The sequence below is a fragment of the Micromonospora humida genome (assembly GCF_016901255.1).
Classification (GTDB): Bacteria; Actinomycetota; Actinomycetes; order Mycobacteriales; family Micromonosporaceae; genus Micromonospora; species Micromonospora wenchangensis.
This window is the reverse complement of record NZ_JAFEUC010000015.1, coordinates 117,071-134,970: the sequence shown is the minus strand read 5'-3', so window position 1 is coordinate 134,970 and position 17,900 is coordinate 117,071. Positions and strand designations below refer to the sequence as shown.

Genomic DNA, 17,900 nt, shown 5'->3' with positions numbered 1-17,900 from the left:
TTGGTGCTGACCGGGCGCGCGGGGGTGTCACTAGCCTCGACGCATGGAGTTGGCGCAGGCACGCGAGCTGTGGCAGCCGGAACCCGGCTGGTTGAACACCGCCAGTTACGGGCTCCCGCCCGAGCCGGTCTGGACGGCGGTGCAGGAGGCCCTGGCCGACTGGCGGGTGGGGCGTACCTCCCACGAGGTGTGGGAGGAGGCCACCGGGCGGTCCCGGGAGGCGTTCGCCGGCCTGGTCGGGGTGCCGGTGACCGATGTCGCGGTCGGCGGCAGCGTGTCGCAGCTGCTCGGACCGATCGCCGCGGCCCTGCCCGCCGGGGCCACCGTGGTCGTCCCCGAGGTCGAGTTCACCGCCAACCTCTTCCCCTGGCTGGTGCAGGAGGAACGCGGCGTGCGGGTGCGCACCGTGCCGCTGGCCGGCCTGTGCGACGCGATCGACGCCGGCACCGACCTGGTCGCGTTCAGCCTGGTGCAGTCCGCCGACGGGGCCGTCGCCCCGTACGCGGAGATCGTGGCCGCGGCCCGCGCGCACGACGCGCTGGTGGTGGTGGACGCCACCCAGGCGTGCGGGTGGCTGCCGTTTGACGCGGCGCTGGCCGACGCGGTCGCGGTCGGGACGTACAAGTGGCTGGTGTCGCCACGCGGCTCGGCGCTGGCCTACCTGGCCCCGGCGCTGCGCGAGCGGATGCGTCCGGACGCCGCCGGCTGGTTCGCGGGCAAGGAACCGCTGTCCACCTACTACGGTCCGCCGCTGCGGTTGGCCGACGACGCCCGCCGGTTCGACGTCTCCCCGGCCTGGTTCAGCTGGGTGGGCACCGCCCCGGCGCTGGAACTGCTCGCCGCGCTCGGCCCGGCGGCGATCGGGGCGTACGACGTGGCGTTGGCGAACCGGTTCCTGGCCGGGCTGGGCCGGCCGCCGGGGGAGAGCGCGATCGTCGCGGTGGAGGTGCCCGACGCGCGGCAGCGGCTGGCCCGCGCCGGGCTCCGGGCGGCGGTGCGCGCCGGGCGGGTCCGGGTCGCGTTCCACCTCTACACCACCGAGGCGGACGTGGACCTGGCGTTGGAGGCGCTCACCGGCTGAACCACCGCACTTTTTTCCCGGCGGCGCATCCGAACCGCCCCGTCCGGGCGAACCCCCTGGTAACGGTGTCCTACCCGGGGGGTGCGTCTGGTGTTGTCGGATCCGATGCCGGTCGAGGTCGTCGAGACGGCCCACAAGCGGCTCTCGGCCGCCGCCGAGGACCTCGACGCGAACCTGGTCGCCGCGCTGGTGCTGGAGTACGCCGCCGACGCCGGGGTGGCGGCGGTGTGGGAGGCGGTGTGTTTGCCGCTGCTGGCCGGGCTGAGAGGGCGTGACGCCGCCGAGATCGCCGTCGAGCATGCCCTGTCCGAGGGCATCCGGATCGGGTTGGACGTGCACCGGCGGGTTCCCGGCCGCCGGTTGCGCACCGACGGGGTGCTGCTCGCCGGGGCCGAGAACGAGGCGCACTGCCTGGGCCTGCACGCGGTGGCCGCCGCGCTGCGCGAGCAGGGTCGGGGCTGCCTGCACCTGGGGCCGGCGCTGCCCTGGGTGGCGCTGGGCTCCGCCGTGCTGCGGGCCCGCCCGCGGAGCGTGGTGGTGTGGTCGCAGACGCCGGTCACCGGCCGGGCGTACCGCCTGGTCCGCTTCGGCCGCGACTTCCCGGGGGTACGGGTGTACGCCGCCGGGCCGGGCTGGATCGAACCCCTAGCACCCCCCGCGACCCGGTTGACCAGCTTTTCCGCCGCGCTGGCCGCCTGCGGGCCGCCGGCCTGACCGGGTGACCCGCACCACATCCGATACGAACCGGTGCCGTATCGAAACATGAGGCTCGTAAGGTGAGCACCGTTACGAGTCTGACCCGTTCCGTATTTCTGCGGCACGGGTGCAACCGGGGGGAGCACCGGAGCGTATGCAACCGCACGAGAACACCGGACATCCGAGACGATGGGCGATCCTCGGCGTGCTGGTGGTCAGCCTGCTCGTCGTCGTCCTCGACAACACGATCCTCAACGTCGCCCTGCGTACCCTGGCCGACCCGGTACACGGCCTCGGGGCCAGCCAGGGCGAGCTGGAATGGGCGATCAACTCCTACACCCTCGTCTTCGCCGGCCTGCTGTTCACCTTCGGCATCCTCGGCGACCGGGCCGGCCGACGCCGGTTCCTGCTCATCGGCCTGGTCCTGTTCGGCCTGTCGTCCCTGCTCTCGGCGTACGCGCAGAGCCCCGGCCAGCTGATCGCGGCCCGCGCCCTGATGGGCGTCGGCGGCGCGGCGATCATGCCGGTGACCCTGTCGATCATCTCCAACGTCTTCGACCCCCGGGAACGGGGCCGCGCCATCGGCGTCTGGGCCGGCGCGGTCGGCCTCGCGGTGGCGATCGGCCCGATCCTCGGCGGCACGCTGCTGGAGCACTTCTGGTGGGGCTCGGTCTTCCTGATCAACGTGCCGGTGGTGGCGCTCGGGGTCCTGCTGGTGGCCCTGCTGGTGCCCGAGTCCCGGGACCCCCGGCCGGGCCGGGTCGACATCCTCGGCGTGCTGCTCTCGGTTATCGGCCTGGTCGCGCTGACCTACGGCATCATCGACGGCGGCGAGCACGGCTTCGGCCGGCCGCTCGTGTGGGCCGCGATCCTCGGCGGGGTGGCGGTGCTGGCCTGGTTCGTCGAGCACGAGCGGCGCAGCGACCACCCGTCGCTGGACGTGCGGCTGTTCCGGGTGCCCCGGTTCGCCGCCCCGGTGGCGATCGTCGGGCTGGTCTTCTTCGCCGCCATGGGCGTGATGTTCTTCAGCTCGTTCTACATGCAGCTCGTCCGGGGCTACAGCCCGCTGGAGACCGGCCTGTTCTTCCTGCCGTTCGCCGTGGCCCAGCTGGTCTTCGCGCCGCGCAGCGCCGCCATGGTGCGCCGGTACGGCGGTCGGGCGGTCGCCACGGTCGGCCTCGTGCTGACCGCCGTGGCGCTGGCCGCGTTCGCCTTCATCGACGCCGCCACGCCGATCTGGGTGGTGCTGGTGGCCTTCTTCCTCCAGGGGGTCGGGATGGCGAACATCATGCCCCCGGCCACCGAATCGATCATGTCGGCACTGCCCCGGGAAAAGGCCGGCGTCGGCTCGGCGGTCAGCAACACCGTCCGCCAGATCGCCGGCGCGCTGGGCGTCGCGGTGCTCGGCTCGGTGCTCTCCGCGGTCTACCGGCAGGACATCGCCACGGTCGCCGACGCCCTGCCCGCGCCGGCCCGGGAGGCGGCCACCGAGTCGGTCTCCGGGGCGTACGCGGCGGCGGCACAGCTCGGTCCGGCGGCCCCGCGGCTGATCGCGGCGGCCAACGACGCCTTCGTCTCGGCCATGCACTGGGCGGCGGCGATCTCCGCGGTGGTGGCCGCCCTCGGCATCATCGTCGTGCTGCGCTGGATGCCGGGCCGGCCCGACGCGGCCGTCCCCGCCACGCCGGTGGCGGAGCGGGAACTGGCCGCAACCACGTAGGTTCGCAGGACGATGTCTGACACGAACCCCACCGCCGATGCTCCGCGGTCGCCCGGGCGACCGCGGAGCATCCGCGCGGACGAGGCCATCATCGAGGCTGTCCTCGACCTGCTCGCCGAGGGCAGCACCATCGAGGCGCTGTCGATCGAGGCGATCGCCACCCGCGCCGGAGTGGGCAAGGCCACCATCTACCGCCGCTGGCCCGGCAAGGACGCCCTCCTGCTGGACGCGTTGCGCCGGCTCAAGGGGGTGGTCGCCCAGCCGGCCGGGCACTCCGTCCGCGACGACCTGGTGCTGCTGGTCGGGGCCGTCGGGCACAACATCGACCCCCGGGCCGAGCGGATCATGCCGTGCCTGGTGCCCGAGGTGAACCGCAGCCCCGACCACTTCCAGCTCTACCAGAACATCATCGAGCCCCGGCGGAAGATCATGCGGGAGGTGCTCCGCCGGGGCGTGGCCACCGGTGAGCTGCGCGCCGACCTCGACATCGAGGTGGCGATGGCGCTGCTCACCGGGCCGATGCTGGTCCAGCGGCTGATGCGCTGGCACCCGGAGCTGGACGACCGGCTGCTCCCCGAGAGGGTCGTCGACGGCGTGCTCGACGGGCTGCGGGCCCGCTGAGCCCACCGCCGGGCGGCGTGTCCGCCCACCGGCGTGTCGGGGTGGACCAGTAGGGTGTCGAACACCCGTACTGTCAAGGGGCCTGGAGGAGACGGCGTGCGTGTGCTGGGCGTCGACCCGGGGCTGACCCGGTGCGGGGTCGGCGTGGTCGAGGGGGTCCCGGGCCGGCCCTGCTCGCTGGTCGCCTACTACGTCGTCTACACCGACCCCGCCGACGACCTGTCGTTGCGTCTGCTGCACCTGGACCGCTCGCTGACCGGTCTGGTGGCCGAGCACCGGCCCGACGCGGTCGCCGTGGAGCGGGTGTTCAGCCAGCACAACGTTCGCACCGTGATGGGCACCGCCCAGGCCAGCGGGATCGCCGTGCTGGCCGGGGCGCGGGCCGGGCTGCCGGTGCAGACCTACACGCCCAGCGAGGTCAAGGCCGCGGTGACCGGCTCCGGCCAGGCCGACAAGAAGCAGATGACCGCGATGGTCACCCGGCTGCTGCGGCTGGCCGAGCCGCCCCGGCCGGCCGACGCGGCGGACGCCCTGGCGCTGGCCATCTGCCACGTGTGGCGGGGCGGCACCCGGTCCAAGCTGGCCGAGGCCGCCGACCGGGTACGACGAGGAGGAGCACGATGATCGCCAGCGTGCGCGGCACGGTGACCGCGACCGGCCCGGACCACGCCGTGGTGGAGGTCGCAGGGATCGGCCTGGCGGTGCAGTGCGCCCCCGGCACCCTGGCCGAGCTGCGGGTCGGCCAGCCGGCCCGGCTCGCCACCAGCCTGGTGGTCCGGGAGGACTCACTCACCCTCTACGGCTTCGCCGACGACGACGCCAAGCAGCTGTTCGAGCTGCTCCAGACCGCCAGCGGGGTTGGCCCGCGACTGGCCCAGGCGGTGCTGGCCGTGCACACCCCGGACGCGGTCCGCAAGGCCATCGCCAACGCCGACACCGCCGCCCTGACCCGGGTCCCGGGGATCGGCAAGAAGGGCGCCGAACGGCTGGTGCTGGAACTGCGCGACCGGATCGGCCCGGTCCCGGTGGGCCCCGACGGCGCGGCCGGGGTGACCGCCGGCGCCTGGCCGGACCAGGTCCGCCAGGCGCTGGTCGGGCTCGGCTGGACGGCCGGCCAGGCCGACCAGGCGGTGGCCGCCGTGGCGGAGACCGTGGACGGGCCCACCCCGCCGGTGCCGGTCCTGCTCAAGCAGGCCATCCGACTGCTCGGCCGGACCCGGTGACCGGCGTGGCACGGTCCCGGCCGGGGCGGCCGGCATGAGCGGCGACGGCCTGGTCTCGGCGTACGCCGACGACGCGGAGCGGGACGCCGAGGTCAGCGTCCGGCCGAAGCGGCTGGACGAGTTCATCGCCCAGCACCGGGTCCGCGACCAGCTCGACCTGCTGTTGCAGGGCGCGATGCGGCGCGGCGCCCCACCCGACCACATCCTCCTGTCCGGGCCTCCCGGCCTCGGTAAGACGACGTTGGCCAATATCGTGGCCGCCGAGCTGGGCTCGGGCATCCGGGTGACCAGCGGGCCGGTGATCGAGCGCTCCGGCGACCTCGCCGCCATCCTGACCAGCCTCGCCGAGGGCGACGTGCTGTTCATCGACGAGATCCACCGGATCGCCAAGCCGGCGGAGGAACTGCTCTACAGCGCGATGGAGGACTTCCGGGTCGACGTGATCGTCGGCAAGGGCCCGGGGGCGACCGCGATCCCGCTCGACGTGGAGCCGTTCACCCTGGTCGGCGCGACCACCCGGTCCGGCCTGCTGACCGGCCCGATGCGGGACCGCTTCGGCTTCGTCGCCCACCTCGACTTCTACTCCCCGGCCGACCTGGAGGCGCTGCTGCACCGCTCGGCGCGCATCCTGGGCGTGCCGATCACCCCGGAGGGGGCGGTGGAGATCGCCGGCCGGTCCCGGGGCACGCCCAGGATCGCCAACCGGCTGCTGCGCCGGGTGCGCGACTACGCCGAGGTCCGGGCCGACGGCGTGGTCACCCTGGAGACCGCCCGGTCCGCCCTGACCGTGTACGACGTGGACGCCCTCGGCCTGGACCGGCTGGACCGGGCGGTGCTGACCGCGCTGGTCGACTCGTTCCGCGGTGGCCCGGTGGGCCTGTCCACCCTGGCGGTGGCGGTGGGGGAGCAGCCGGACACGGTGGAGGAGGTCTGCGAGCCGTTCCTGGTCCGCGCCGGACTGCTGGCCCGTACGCCCCGGGGGCGGGTGGCCACCGAGGCCGCCTGGCGACACCTCGGCCGCACCCCGCCAAATGGTACATTCGGTGTGGAAGCCCCCGCCGTGCCCGATCTCTTCTCGAACGCGCCCGATCCACCGTGATCTGAACGTGATCTGCGCCGCATTCGGCGTTCCCAGGTGCAGGGATTAGACTCGCCGCGGTCTGTACAGGATGTGAATATCCGCCTCCGCTCCGGCGCGCACGTGCCGGGACGGTGGCCAATGGGAAGGTCGCACACCGTGCTTTACGCAGCACAGTCCGGCGGAGGCGCCGGCAGTCTGACGCCGATCCTCATGATCGCCCTGCTCTTCGGGGTCATGTACTTCATGATGATCCGGCCGCAGCAGAAGCGCCGCCGCGAGGCTGAGGCCATGCAGTCCGCGCTCGGACCCGGTGACGAGGTCGTCACCATCGGCGGGCTCTACGGCACGGTCGTGGGTGTCGAGGACGACACCGTGCTGCTGGAGGTGGCCCCCGGTGTGCAGTCCCGCTACGCCCGGCCGGCCATCGCCCGGGTGGTCACCCGGGCCGAGCGCCCCGAGGCCGACGAGCCGGTCACCGAGGACGCGGAAGTCGTCAAAGAGTGAGGCCGCTACCCGCCCGGCACCACGGGCGGGTAGCGGCGGGACAACTGGATAGGTGGGCCGGTCCCCAGGGTCGGCACCCGCACCGTCCGCCCGACGCCACCACGTCGGCGGTGGTGCGCCGTGCCGTCGGTCGGGAGTGGCCCGCGCAGAGCACGTCGGGGCGGGAACCCCGCTCCGACCTCGTCGCCGCTGCGCCGGCGGCGCGACCGTTACAGGGAGACAGACAGCCGTGGCACCACCTCAGGGACAGATGCGCCCCGGGCGGCAGCTCGCCGTGCTTGGGTTCATCTTCGTCGTCCTCTATTCCTTGGTGTTCTTCTCGGGCGGTGCCAGCGGCGGCTGGAAGGACCGGCTGGAGCCGCGGCTCGGCCTGGACCTGATCGGTGGCACCCGGCTGACGCTGGAGGCGACCAACACCATCGACGGCAAGCCCCCGACGTCGGCCAACCTGGAGGAGGCCCGGCAGATCATCGAGAGCCGGGTCAACGCCTACGGGGTGGCCGAGGCTGAGGTGGTCACCGAGGGCAACCGGAACATCGTCATCTCCCTGCCCGGTGAGAACCGGGAGCTGACCGACGTCGGCAGCGCCGCGGAGCTGCGCTTCCGCAAGGTGCTCAAGGCCGCCGACGGCAGCGGCGCGGTCGCCGCCCCGGCGCCGTCGGGCAGCGCCTCGCCGGCCCCGTCCGGCAGCGCGTCGCCCGCCCCGTCGGGCAGCGCCTCGCCGAAGGCCTCCGGCAGCGCGTCGCCGAAGGTGTCCGGCTCGCCGAGCGCCGGTGGGCAGGGCGGCGGCGCCCCCGCGCCGAGCGCCAGCGCCTCCCCGTCCGGGTCGGCCTCGCCGAGCGCCCCGGCCGCCTCGCCCAGCGCCAGTGAGGCGCCGGTGTCGCAGAGCATCGAGGAGCAGCGCAAGGCCGTCGAGAAGAAGGTCGGCGCGGCCGCCTGGGCTGCCGCGAGCGGACTCCAGGCCCCGGCCGACCTGGCCACCAACCCGGCCCTGGCGGAGACGTTCAAGCCGTTCGGCGCGCTCTCCCCGCAGGAGGTCGCGGTACTGACCCCGCAGATGCAGTTCAACGTGCCGACCATCACCTGCGCCCAGCTCGACAAGCGGCCCCCCGCCTCGATCAAGGACGAGAAGCAGCAGGCGGTCGCCTGTGAGGGTGGCGCGGCGAAGTACCTGCTCGACCAGGCCAAGGTGCTCGGCACCGACGTCAAGGACGCCAACGCGGTCCTCGACCAGGCCAGCACCTGGGTGGTCAGCCTGAACTTCACCGGCGACGGCCAGTCCAAGTGGACCGAGCTGACCCGGGAGGCGTTCAACAACACCGGCGGCGGCTGCGACCAGACCGCTCTCGGCCAGGACGGCAAGTGCCGGGTGGCCGTGGTGCTGGACAACGAGATCGTCTCCTCGCCCGAGATCCAGGGCGTGCTGACGGGCGACTCGCAGATCACCGGCAGCTTCGACAACACGTCGGCCAACGCGCTGGCCAGCCAGCTGCGCTACGGCGCGCTGCCGGTCACCTTCGTGCCGCAGGAGCAGCAGAACGTCACCGCGACGCTGGGCGACAGCCACCTGCGGGCCGGCCTGCTGGCCGCCGGCATCGGCATGCTGCTGGTCATCATCTACTCGTTCTTCTACTACCGGCTGCTCGGCTCGGTCATCTTCCTGAGCCTGGTGCTCTCCGCGTTGCTGGTCTTCGGCGCGCTGGTGGTGCTCGGCCGGTCGATCGGCTTCACCCTCACCCTCGCCGGCATCGCCGGCATGATCGTCTCGCTCGGTGTGGCGGCGGACTCGTTCGTCATCTACTTCGAACGACTCAAGGACGAGATCCGGGAGGGGCGCAGCCCGCGCAGCGCGGTGCCCCGGGCCTGGATCCGGGCCCGCCGGACGATCATCTCGGCCAACGCGATCACCCTGATGTCCGCCGTGGTCCTCTACATCGTCTCGGTCGGCACGGTGAAGGGCTTCGCCTTCGCCCTCGGCCTGGCGACCGTGCTCGACCTGGTGGTCGTCTTCCTGTTCCGGCACCCGATCATGACGATGTTCGCCCGGACCCCGGCGTTCCTGTCGCCGCGGGTCAGCGGCCTCGGTCGGGCCCTGCCCGCCCGGTCGGCCGAGCCGGGCACCGCCCGCAACCCGCGCGTCAAGGAGGCCTGAGATGGCTAAGAGTGGTCTGGCGTCCCGGCTCTACCGGGGCGAGGCCGGTCTCAACATCGTCGGCCGGCGCAAGCTGTGGTTCACCGTCGCCGGGGTGCTGGTGCTGATCGCCGTGCTCAGCTTCGCGGTTCGCGGCTTCAGCCTGGGCATCGAGTTCGCCGGCGGCAACTCGTTCCAGGTGCCGGCCAGCGTCGGCACCCTGGAGCAGGCCGAGAGCAAGGTCGACGAGGCACTGGCCGCCGAGGGCGGCGGTGCCGAGGTGGTGACCGCGCAGAAGGTCGGCAGCACCAGCGGCGAGTACTACGAGCTGCGCACCTCGCAGCTCAGCGCCGACCAGGCCAACGCGGTCAAGGCCAAGATGGCCGACGAGTTCGGCATCAACGCCGACCAGATCAGCGGCAGCCAGGTCAGCGAGGCCTGGGGCAGCCAGGTCACCTCCCGGGCGCTGCTCGGCCTGGTCATCTTCGTCCTGGTGGTGGCCGCCTACCTGGTGCTGCGGTTCGAGTGGCGGATGGCGGTCGCCGCGATCATCTCGCTGTTCATGAACCTGATCCTCACCGCCGGTATCTACTCGCTTGTCGGCTTCGAGGTCACCCCGTCGACGATCATCGGGTTCCTCACCATCCTGGGCTTCGCGCTCTACGACGTGGTGGTGGTCTTCGACAAGGTCCAGGAGAACACCCGGGGCATCACCGCCAACAACAACCAGACCTACGGCGAGGCGGCCAACCTGGCGCTCAACCAGAGCCTGATGCGGTCGTTGAACACCTCGGTGGTCGCCCTGCTCCCGGTTGGCGGTCTGCTCTTCATCGGTGCCGGCCTGCTCGGCGCGGGCACCCTGAAGGACCTGGGCCTGGTGCTGTTCGTCGGTATGGCGATGGCGTTCCTGACCTCGATCCTGCTCTCCACCCCGCTGCTGGTGCTGCTCAAGAACCAGGACCCGCGGATCGACGCGCACACCAAGCGGGTGCTGGCCCGTCGGGGCGCCATCGCCCGGGGCGAGATCACCCCGCGCGGTGCGGCCCGGCAGGCCGCCGCCGAGGAGGCCACCGACGAGCCGATCGACCCGGAGGCGGCGGCCCTGGCCGGCAGCGCACCGAAGGTCGGCGCGCGTCCGGCGGCCAAGCGGTCGGCCGGCGCCCGGGGTGGCCGTCCCGCCGGGGGCGGCGGCAACCGGCCCGGTGGCGCGAAGCGGCGCTGACCGACGGGCTACCCGCCCCACGTCGAGTCGACGGCGTCCGCCATGCTGTGCGAACAGCGTGACGGACGCCGTCGTCGTATCGAAGGAGAGCCGACCACCGTGACGGAGACCCACAGCACCGGTGTACGCGGGGACAGCGGCCCACAGGTGGCCCGGCTGGTCGCCAGCCGGGTACTGGACGTGCCGGACTTCCCCAAGCCCGGGGTCATGTTCAAGGACCTGATGCCGTTGTTCGCCGACGGCGACGTGTTCCGTGAGGTGATCGACGGGATCATCGACCACCACGGGCGGGACAACTTCGACATCGTGGTCGGCATCGAGGCCCGGGGTTTCGTGATCGCCGCCGCGATCGCGTACGCGACCGGGTTGGGGGTGGTGCCGGTGCGCAAGGCGGGCAAGCTGCCCCGGCCGGCGTACGCGGCCTCCTACGCCCTGGAGTACGGCGAGGCGACGCTGGAGGTGCACCAGGACGCCTTCACCGCCGGGCACCGGGTGCTGGTGGTCGACGACGTGCTGGCCACCGGCGGCACCGCCGAGGCGACCCTCGGCCTGGTGGAGCGGGCCGGCGGCACGGTGGCCGGGTTCACCGTGCTGCTGGAGTTGGGCTTCCTGGGCGGGCGGGAACGGCTCGCCGGGCGTCCGGTCCATGCCCTGCTGACCGTTTGATTCCTGGGTCGTCCCGCCGACCTGGGACGGACCGTCCGGCGGAGCGGCACGGCACCTACCGTGCGGGTAGCATTGCCCATTGCTGACCGGACGGTCACCCGTCCGGGCGGTGGTCAGGTGCCGGCCGCAGGGCCGGCGGGCAGTGCCACCGACCCGGCGGCGGCCGGCGGGGAACACGCCGGCGTGACGGCCGGTTCGGCAAGTCAGGCGTCGGCCGTACGGTCGGCGTGGTCCCGGCGATCGGTGAGGAGGCCGGTGTCCCACGATGTCGTTCCTCCGGTGGAGGGCACGGTGCACCCGACAGGCGACGCTGACGGCGCGGTGACCGCTCGGAACAACGATCCGGCGGCCGGCCCGACGGGGGCCGGCGACCACGTCGGCGGTACGCCGGACGGCCTGGCGGTGGGGGCGTCTTTCGACGACGACCCGTCGCCGAGCGGTGGTTTCGCGCTCTCCAACGCCCCGACCGGTCGTCGGGTCCGGGCGCGGCTGGCCCGGTTCAACGCCCCGTGGCAGACCTCCCAGGTCAGCGAGGTGCTCGAACCGCTGATCGCCAGCCACCGGGAGAACCATCCGAAGGCCGACGCCCGGCTGCTCCAGCGGGCGTTCGACACCGCCGCGCGCTGGCACTCCGGCCAGTACCGCAAGTCCGGCGACCCGTACATCACCCACCCGCTGGCGGTGGCGACCATCCTGGGCAACCTGGGGATGGACACCACCACGCTGGTGGCGGCGCTGCTGCACGACACGATCGAGGACACCGAATACACCCTCGACCAGATGAAGGTCGACTTCGGCCCCGAGGTCACCCTGCTCGTCGATGGTGTGACGAAGCTGGACAAGGTCAAGCTGGGCGACGCGGCCAAGGCGGAGACGATCCGCAAGATGGTCGTGGCGATGGCGAAGGACCCCCGGGTCCTGGTGATCAAGCTGGCCGACCGGCTGCACAACATGCGGACGCTGTCCTTCCTGCCGGCCCCGAAGCGGGAGCAGAAGGCCAAGGAGACGCTGGAGATCCTGGCCCCGCTGGCCCACCGGCTCGGTATGAACACGATCAAGTGGGAGCTGGAGGACCTGGCCTTCGGCACCCTGTTCCCCAAGCGGTACGAGGAGATCCTGCGGCTGATCGGGGAGCACCAGCCGCAGCGGGAGTCGCTGCTCAAGCAGGTCACCCAGAAGGTCGGCACCGATCTCAAGGCCGCCAAGATCAAGGCGGAGACGACCGGTCGGCCGAAGCACCTCTACTCGATCTACCAGAAGATGATCGTGCGGGGGCGGGACTTCAACGACATCTACGACCTGGTCGGGGTGCGCATCCTGGTCGACACGGTGCGGGACTGCTACGCGGCGCTGGGGGTCATCCACGCCAACTGGCAGCCGGTGCCGGGCCGGTTCAAGGACTACATCGCGATGCCCAAGTTCAACATGTACCAGTCGTTGCACACGACGGTCATCGGGCCCACCGGCAAGCCGGTGGAGATGCAGATCCGCACCTACGCGATGCACCGGACCGCCGAGTTCGGCATCGCCGCGCACTGGAAGTACAAGGAGCACAAGGGCACCCAGATCGTCGGCCCTCCGGCGCACATCGACGAGATGACCTGGCTGCGGCAGTTGCTGGACTGGCAGCGGGAGGCCGCCGACCCGTCGGAGTTCCTCGACGCGTTGCGGTTCGACCTGTCCAGCCAGGAGGTGTACGTCTTCACCCCCAAGGGTGACGTCATCCCGCTGCCGACCGGGTCGACGCCTGTCGACTTCGCGTACGCGGTGCACACCGAGGTCGGGCACAAGTGCATCGGGGCGCGGGTCAACGGCAAGCTGGTGCCGTTGGAGTCGACGCTGTCCAACGGCGACGTGATCGAGATCTTCACCTCGAAGTCCGACACGGCGGGCCCGACGCAGGACTGGCTGAGCTTCGTCAAGAGTCCCCGGGCGCGCACCAAGATCCGCCAGTACTTCAACAAGGAGCGGCGTGAGGAGGCGATCGAGGCCGGTAAGGACTCGATCGTCAAGGCGATGCGTAAGCAGGGCATGCCGTTGCAGCGGATGCTCACCTCCGACGCGTTGATGGCGATCGCCCGGGACCTGCACCTCGCCGACGTCGCCTCGCTCTACGCGGCGGTCGGCGACAGTCAGGTGTCGGCGCAGTCGGTGGTGCAGAAGCTGATGGCCGCGTACGGCGGTGAGGAGGGCGCGGCGGAGGACATCGCCGAGACCGCCGTCGCCACCCGTCCGCCGCACAGCCGGCAGAACAGCAGTGACCCCGGCGTGGTGGTGCGGGGCGTCAGCGACGTCTGGATCAAGCTGGCCCGGTGCTGCACGCCGGTGCCCCCGGATTCGGTCTTCGGGTTCGTCACCCGCTCCGGCGGGGTCAGCGTGCACCGCGACGACTGCGCCAACGCCGAGGACCTGCGGGCCCAGGTCGAACGGGTGGTGGAGGTCAGCTGGAAGCTCACCTCCGCCTCGACGTTCCTGGTGGCCATCCAGGTGGAGGCCCTCGACCGGCACAAGCTGCTGGCCGACGTCACCCGGGTGCTCTCCGAGGAACGGGTCAACATCCTGTCGGCGACGGTCACCACCACCCGGGACCGGGTGGCGGTGAGCCGGTTCAGCTTCGAGATGGCCGACCCGAAGCACCTGGGGCACCTGCTGGCCGCCGTCCGCAAGGTCGACGGGGTCTTCGACGCCTACCGGGTCACCTCCGGCGCCTGACCGTCAGCCGCGTCCCCGGTCACCTGACACGGAAGCGCCCGCCGGCTCAGCCGGCGGGCGCTTCGTCGTACGGTGCTGGTCAGCTCTCGATGTCGCTCATCGTCAGCTTGGTGATGGTGACCTCCTTCTTGGGGTGGCCACCCCCCGCCTGCTGCGCGAACGCCTTGTCGTCGCCGGCCGCCCCGACCTGCTTGACCAGGTCCATGCCGGAGGTGATGGTGCCGAGCACGGTGTAGTTCGGGTCGAGCTGCGAGTCGCCGTAGACGATGAAGAACTGGCTGCCGGTGCTGCCCTGCCCGGCGTTGGCCATCGCGATGACGCCCTCCGGGTAGGGGGGCCGCTTGTCGGTCGGCAGGTTCTCCTCGGGCATGCTGTAGCTCGGCCCGCCGGTGCCGTCGGTCTGCCGCCAGCCCTTGCCGGTCGCGCTCGGGTCACCGCACTGGAGCACCTTGATGCCCTCGGTCACCAGCCGGTGGCACTTGGTGTTGTCGAAGAAGCCCTTGCTGGCCAGGTGGGTGAAGCTGCCGGCGGTGCACGGCACCTTGGTCCGGTCGAGCTTGGCGACGATCGGGCCCAGGTTGGTGTCGATCGTCATCGTCTGGGTGCCCTTGTTGGCCTGCTGGTTCGGGGGCATCCCGACGTCCTTGACCTGCGCCGGCCGGCCCTCCTTCGGCGCCTCGGTGTAGGCGCACTGCGAGAAACCCTCGGTGCCGGCGGCCTGCTGCTTGCTGTCGTCGTCGTCGCCACCGAGGCTGGTCGCCAACCAGACGGTGCCGGCGACCACGAGCACCAGGATGGCGGCGGCCCCGACGATCGCCTGCGTCTGCCGGCGCTTGCGGGCTTTGGCCGAACGCTCGGCCATCTCCCGCTCAAGTCGGGCCCGCGCCGCCGCGCGCTGCCGCTCTCTCGTGGACGTCACGGTCACTCCTCCTGGGCTTTCTCTGGCGCGGCGGGGCCGCAGGTACGGGTTGTGGGCCGGCTCAGCCGGCGCTCGGGCTGGCCGCCGGGGACGCGGCCGGGGAACCGGTCGCCGGTGCCGGGGCGGCCTGCGCCTCGCCGACGGTGAGCTTGCGGATCACCACGTCGGTCTTCGGCTTGACCTTGGCGCCCGCCCCGTTGTCCACGGTCGGCAGGGCGCCGATCTTCTCGACCACGTCGAGGCCGCCGGTGATCCGGCCGATGATCGGGTACGCGGGCTGGGCCGGGCTGGAGTCCTTGAAGAAGAGCAGGAACTGGCTGCCGTTGGCGCCCGGCGGGTTGCCGATCATCGCGACCGTGCCCTTGGGGTAGGTCGGCGGCTGCCCGGGTTGCGGGCTGGCCGAAGGGCTCGCCTCGGGCGCGGTCGGCACGTTCTCGTTGTAGAACGAGTAGCTGGGGCCGCCGAGCCCGGTGCCGCTCGGGTCGCCGCAGCGCAGCGCGCCCTCGGTGGTGATCTCGTGGCACTTGGTGTTGTCGTAGAACGACTTGCCGGCCAGGTGGGCGATGCTCGCCCCGGCGCAGGGGGCCCCGGCGAGATCCAGTTCGGCGGTGATCGGGCCGCCCTGGTCGGTGTCGATGGTCATCGTGCGTACCCCGGTGGTGGGCAGATCCTTGGTGGCCGGGGTGCCGACGTCCTTGAGGTTGGTGTTGGCTGCGGCATCCTGCGGCGTCCAGAGGCAGACGTCCTCGGCGGCCTTCGGCTCGGGGTCGCTGTCGAAGGCGCCCAGCCCCCACGCCGCACCGGCCACGATCAGCACCAGCACCACTGCCGCACCGACCCCGGCCTGGATCTGCCGACGCCGTCGGGCGGCGGCGGCCCGCCGGGCCAACTGCCGGTCGAGCTTCTCCCGCGCGAGCTTGCGCTGCCGGTCCCTGCTGGAAGCCACCCGTGCTCCCCTCCTCTACCCTGGTCGTCACCGGCGGTCGGGCCGTGCGCGCCCGCCGTGCCCGCAGGTGCGCCACGCCACACGCCCGCCAGAGTGTACGGGTACCTGCTGTGAAAGTGGTGTACGAGGGCCGGCCTGGGTTTATCAAAGTGCGTCACTGTGCCGTGCGGGGCCCGTGGTACGGGTGGGCGCGGATATCGGATCGCGCCGACGACTAGGCTGCCCAGGAGACGGACGACTGAGACGGAAGGGGAGCGGACGTGCTCGTGGCCGGCTTTCCCGCGGACGCCTTCGGCACCAACTGTTACGTGGTGGCAACCGCGCCGGGGGAGCAGTGCGTGGTGGTCGACCCCGGCATCGGGGTGCTCGACCGGCTCGACGCCGTGCTCGCCGAGCACCGCCTGCACCCGGCCGCCGTGCTGCTCACCCACGGCCACCTCGACCACACCTTCTCCGTCGCGCCGGTCTGCGGCGCACGCGGCATCCCCGCGTACGTGCACCCGGAGGACCGGGAGCTGTTGGCCGACCCGACCAAGGCGCTGTCGATGGACCTCACCGCGCTGTTCGGCGGACGGCTGCCGTACACCGAGCCCGACGACGTCGCGGAGCTGACCGACGGGGCGACGCTGGCGCTGGCCGGCCTGGAGATCACCGTCGACCACGCGCCGGGCCATACCGGCGGGTCGGTGCTGTTCCGGCTACCCGGTGCCGGCTCGCCCTGGGAGGCCGACCAGGTCTGCCTCTCCGGTGACGTGCTGTTCGCCGGCTCGATCGGCCGCACCGACCTGCCGGGCGGCAGCATGCCCCGGATGCTGACCAGCCTGCGGGAGAAGGTCCTCCCGCTGGCCGACGACACCGTCGTGCTGCCCGGCCACGGCCCGGCGACCACCATCGGCCGGGAGCGGGTGCGTAACCCGTACCTCGCCGACCTGGCCGGCCCGGACGGCGCGCGCCCCGCCGCGCCCACCCGCGGCCTCTAGCCGTTCCTCCGCGCCCGGCGCGGACCTGTCGATCCCACCGCGCCCGGCGCGGACCCGCAAGGAGTACGTCATGAGCAAGCCCACGCCCATCTCCGGCTTCCCGGAGTGGACCACCTCGCAGCGGATGATCGAGCAGTTCGTCCTCGACCGGATCCGGCACACCTTCGAGCTGTACGGGTTCGCCCCGCTGGAGACCCGGTCGGTGGAGCCGCTGGACCAGTTGCTGCGCAAGGGGGAGACCTCCAAGGAGGTCTACCTGCTGCGCCGGTTGCAGGCCGACGCGGACGGCCCGCCCGGTGACGACGCGCTCGGGCTGCACTTCGACCTGACCGTGCCGTTCGCCCGCTACGTGCTGGAGAACGCCGGCAAGCTCCAGTTCCCGTTCCGCCGCTACCAGATCCAGAAGGTGTGGCGGGGCGAGCGCCCGCAGGAGGGGCGTTACCGGGAGTTCCTCCAGGCCGACATCGACATCGTCGACCGGGACACCCTGCCGGCGCACTACGAGGCCGAGATGCCGCTGGTGATCGGGGACGCGCTGCGGTCGCTGCCGATCCCGCCGGTGCTGATCCAGGTGAACAACCGCAAGATCTGTGAGGGGTTCTACCGGGGCATCGGGCTGACCGACCCGGAGGCGGCGCTGCGCGCGGTCGACAAGCTCGACAAGATCGGTCCGGCGAAGGTGGCCGACCTGCTGGCCGAGACGGCGGGGGCGAGCGCGGCGCAGGCCGACGCCTGCCTGGCGCTGGCCGGAATCTCCGCGCCGGACGCGTCCTTCGCCGACGCGGTGCACGCCCTCGGGGTGAGCGATCCGCTGCTCGACGAGGGTGTCGCCGAGTTGGTCGCGGTGGTGGAGACGGCCGCCGCGCACGCGCCAGGGCTGTGCGTCGCCGACCTGCGGATCGCCCGGGGCCTGGATTACTACACCGGCACCGTCTACGAGACCCAGCTGGTCGGCTACGAGCGGTTCGGCTCGATCTGCTCCGGCGGCCGGTACGACAACCTGGCCAGCGCCGGGAGCGTGTCGTACCCGGGGGTGGGGATCTCGATCGGGGTGACCCGGCTGCTCGGGCTGCTGTTCGGTGCCGAGGCGCTGTCGATCTCGCGCAGCGTGCCGACCTGCGTGCTGGTGGCCGTCGCGGCCGAGGAGGATCGGGCGGCCAGCAACGCCGTGGCGGAGGCGCTGCGGTCGCGGGGCGTGCCGACCGAGGTGTCGCCGAGTGCGGCGAAGTTCGGCAAGCAGATCCGCTACGCCGAGCGGCGCGGCATCCCCTACGTGTGGTTCCCGGGAGGCGAGGGTCACCAGGTGAAGGACATCCGTTCGGGCGAGCAGGTGGACGCGCTGGCGGACCGGTGGTCGCCGCCGCCTGCGGATCTGACTCCGGTGATCGGCTGAGCCCG

15 protein-coding genes and 1 pseudogene are annotated in these 17,900 nt (G+C 72.2%); 14 read left to right on the top strand and 2 right to left on the bottom strand.

What is annotated here, in order from left to right:
* Positions 1-43: 43 nt before the first annotated feature.
* From JQX11_RS26360 to JQX11_RS26305, 12 genes and pseudogenes are all read left to right on the top strand, one after another.
* Positions 44-1,081, top strand: a complete 1,038-nt coding sequence (locus tag JQX11_RS26360) for an aminotransferase class V-fold PLP-dependent enzyme (RefSeq protein WP_204927629.1) — start codon at positions 44-46, stop codon at positions 1,079-1,081.
* A gap of 90 nt (positions 1,082-1,171) precedes the next feature.
* Positions 1,172-1,795, top strand: coding sequence for a transcriptional regulator (locus tag JQX11_RS26355; protein ID WP_307826358.1), 624 nt, complete (start codon positions 1,172-1,174; stop codon positions 1,793-1,795).
* Between the two features lie 136 nt (positions 1,796-1,931).
* Entirely contained in the window at positions 1,932-3,497 is a 1,566-nt protein-coding gene (locus JQX11_RS26350; protein ID WP_204927628.1) for an MFS transporter, read from the top strand.
* 12 nt (positions 3,498-3,509) lie between these two features.
* Entirely contained in the window at positions 3,510-4,118 is a 609-nt protein-coding gene (locus JQX11_RS26345; RefSeq protein WP_204927627.1) for a TetR/AcrR family transcriptional regulator, read from the top strand.
* A gap of 96 nt (positions 4,119-4,214) precedes the next feature.
* Positions 4,215-4,742 (top strand): crossover junction endodeoxyribonuclease RuvC, encoded by a 528-nt coding sequence (ruvC, locus tag JQX11_RS26340; RefSeq protein ID WP_204927626.1) that lies wholly within the window; start codon positions 4,215-4,217, stop codon positions 4,740-4,742.
* Entirely contained in the window at positions 4,739-5,341 is a 603-nt protein-coding gene (ruvA, locus tag JQX11_RS26335) for a Holliday junction branch migration protein RuvA (RefSeq protein WP_204927625.1), read from the top strand. Before ruvC ends, ruvA begins: the two co-directional genes overlap by 4 nt.
* A 34-nt stretch (positions 5,342-5,375) precedes the next feature.
* On the top strand, positions 5,376-6,440 hold the full coding sequence (ruvB, locus tag JQX11_RS26330; protein ID WP_204927624.1) for a Holliday junction branch migration DNA helicase RuvB: 1,065 nt from the start codon (positions 5,376-5,378) through the stop codon (positions 6,438-6,440).
* A gap of 120 nt (positions 6,441-6,560) precedes the next feature.
* Entirely contained in the window at positions 6,561-6,926 is a 366-nt protein-coding gene (gene yajC / locus JQX11_RS26325) for a preprotein translocase subunit YajC (protein ID WP_232378607.1), read from the top strand.
* Between the two features lie 229 nt (positions 6,927-7,155).
* Positions 7,156-9,078 (top strand): protein translocase subunit SecD, encoded by a 1,923-nt coding sequence (gene secD, locus JQX11_RS26320; RefSeq protein WP_204927622.1) that lies wholly within the window; start codon positions 7,156-7,158, stop codon positions 9,076-9,078.
* A gap of 1 nt (position 9,079) precedes the next feature.
* Positions 9,080-10,279 carry a protein translocase subunit SecF gene (gene secF, locus JQX11_RS26315; protein WP_204927621.1) on the top strand — a complete coding sequence of 400 codons (1,200 nt, stop codon included), beginning with the start codon at positions 9,080-9,082 and terminating at the stop codon, positions 10,277-10,279.
* Positions 10,280-10,378: 99 nt separating this feature from the next.
* Positions 10,379-10,945 carry an adenine phosphoribosyltransferase gene (locus JQX11_RS26310; protein WP_088644004.1) on the top strand — a complete coding sequence of 189 codons (567 nt, stop codon included), beginning with the start codon at positions 10,379-10,381 and terminating at the stop codon, positions 10,943-10,945.
* Between the two features lie 432 nt (positions 10,946-11,377).
* Positions 11,378-13,657: pseudogene (locus tag JQX11_RS26305) on the top strand (RelA/SpoT family protein); the annotation flags it as partial.
* Positions 13,658-13,736: 79 nt separating this feature from the next.
* Here the strand turns inward: JQX11_RS26305 and JQX11_RS26300 are convergent.
* Both JQX11_RS26300 and JQX11_RS26295 read right to left on the bottom strand, forming a co-directional pair.
* Positions 13,737-14,576: a peptidylprolyl isomerase gene (locus JQX11_RS26300; protein WP_204927620.1), complete on the bottom strand. Its 840-nt coding sequence runs from the start codon at positions 14,574-14,576 to the stop codon at positions 13,737-13,739.
* Between the two features lie 61 nt (positions 14,577-14,637).
* Positions 14,638-15,522: a peptidylprolyl isomerase gene (locus JQX11_RS26295; RefSeq protein WP_204927619.1), complete on the bottom strand. Its 885-nt coding sequence runs from the start codon at positions 15,520-15,522 to the stop codon at positions 14,638-14,640.
* A gap of 260 nt (positions 15,523-15,782) precedes the next feature.
* On the opposite strand from JQX11_RS26295, the gene JQX11_RS26290 reads away from it, so the two are divergent.
* The gene (locus tag JQX11_RS26290) at positions 15,783-16,502 is read left to right on the top strand and encodes an MBL fold metallo-hydrolase (protein WP_204927618.1); all 720 of its coding nucleotides are present in this window, start codon (positions 15,783-15,785) and stop codon (positions 16,500-16,502) included.
* A 70-nt stretch (positions 16,503-16,572) separates the two neighbouring features.
* A complete protein-coding gene (gene hisS, locus JQX11_RS26285) occupies positions 16,573-17,895 on the top strand; it encodes a histidine--tRNA ligase (protein WP_204927617.1) in 1,323 nt (440 codons plus the stop codon).
* The last annotated feature ends 5 nt before the right edge of the window (positions 17,896-17,900 follow it).

Excerpts from the sequence above, each read along its gene's own strand:
- JQX11_RS26360 (WP_204927629.1), top strand. The coding sequence starts at position 44 with ATGGAGTTGGCGCAGGCACGCGAGCTGTGGCAGCCGGAACCCGGCTGG.
- JQX11_RS26350 (WP_204927628.1), top strand. The coding sequence starts at position 1,932 with ATGCAACCGCACGAGAACACCGGACATCCGAGACGATGGGCGATCCTC.
- JQX11_RS26345 (WP_204927627.1), top strand. The coding sequence starts at position 3,510 with ATGTCTGACACGAACCCCACCGCCGATGCTCCGCGGTCGCCCGGGCGA.
- ruvA (WP_204927625.1), top strand. The coding sequence starts at position 4,739 with ATGATCGCCAGCGTGCGCGGCACGGTGACCGCGACCGGCCCGGACCAC.
- ruvB (WP_204927624.1), top strand. The coding sequence starts at position 5,376 with ATGAGCGGCGACGGCCTGGTCTCGGCGTACGCCGACGACGCGGAGCGG.
- yajC (WP_232378607.1), top strand. The coding sequence starts at position 6,561 with ATGGGAAGGTCGCACACCGTGCTTTACGCAGCACAGTCCGGCGGAGGC.
- secF (WP_204927621.1), top strand. The coding sequence starts at position 9,080 with ATGGCTAAGAGTGGTCTGGCGTCCCGGCTCTACCGGGGCGAGGCCGGT.
- hisS (WP_204927617.1), top strand. The coding sequence starts at position 16,573 with ATGAGCAAGCCCACGCCCATCTCCGGCTTCCCGGAGTGGACCACCTCG.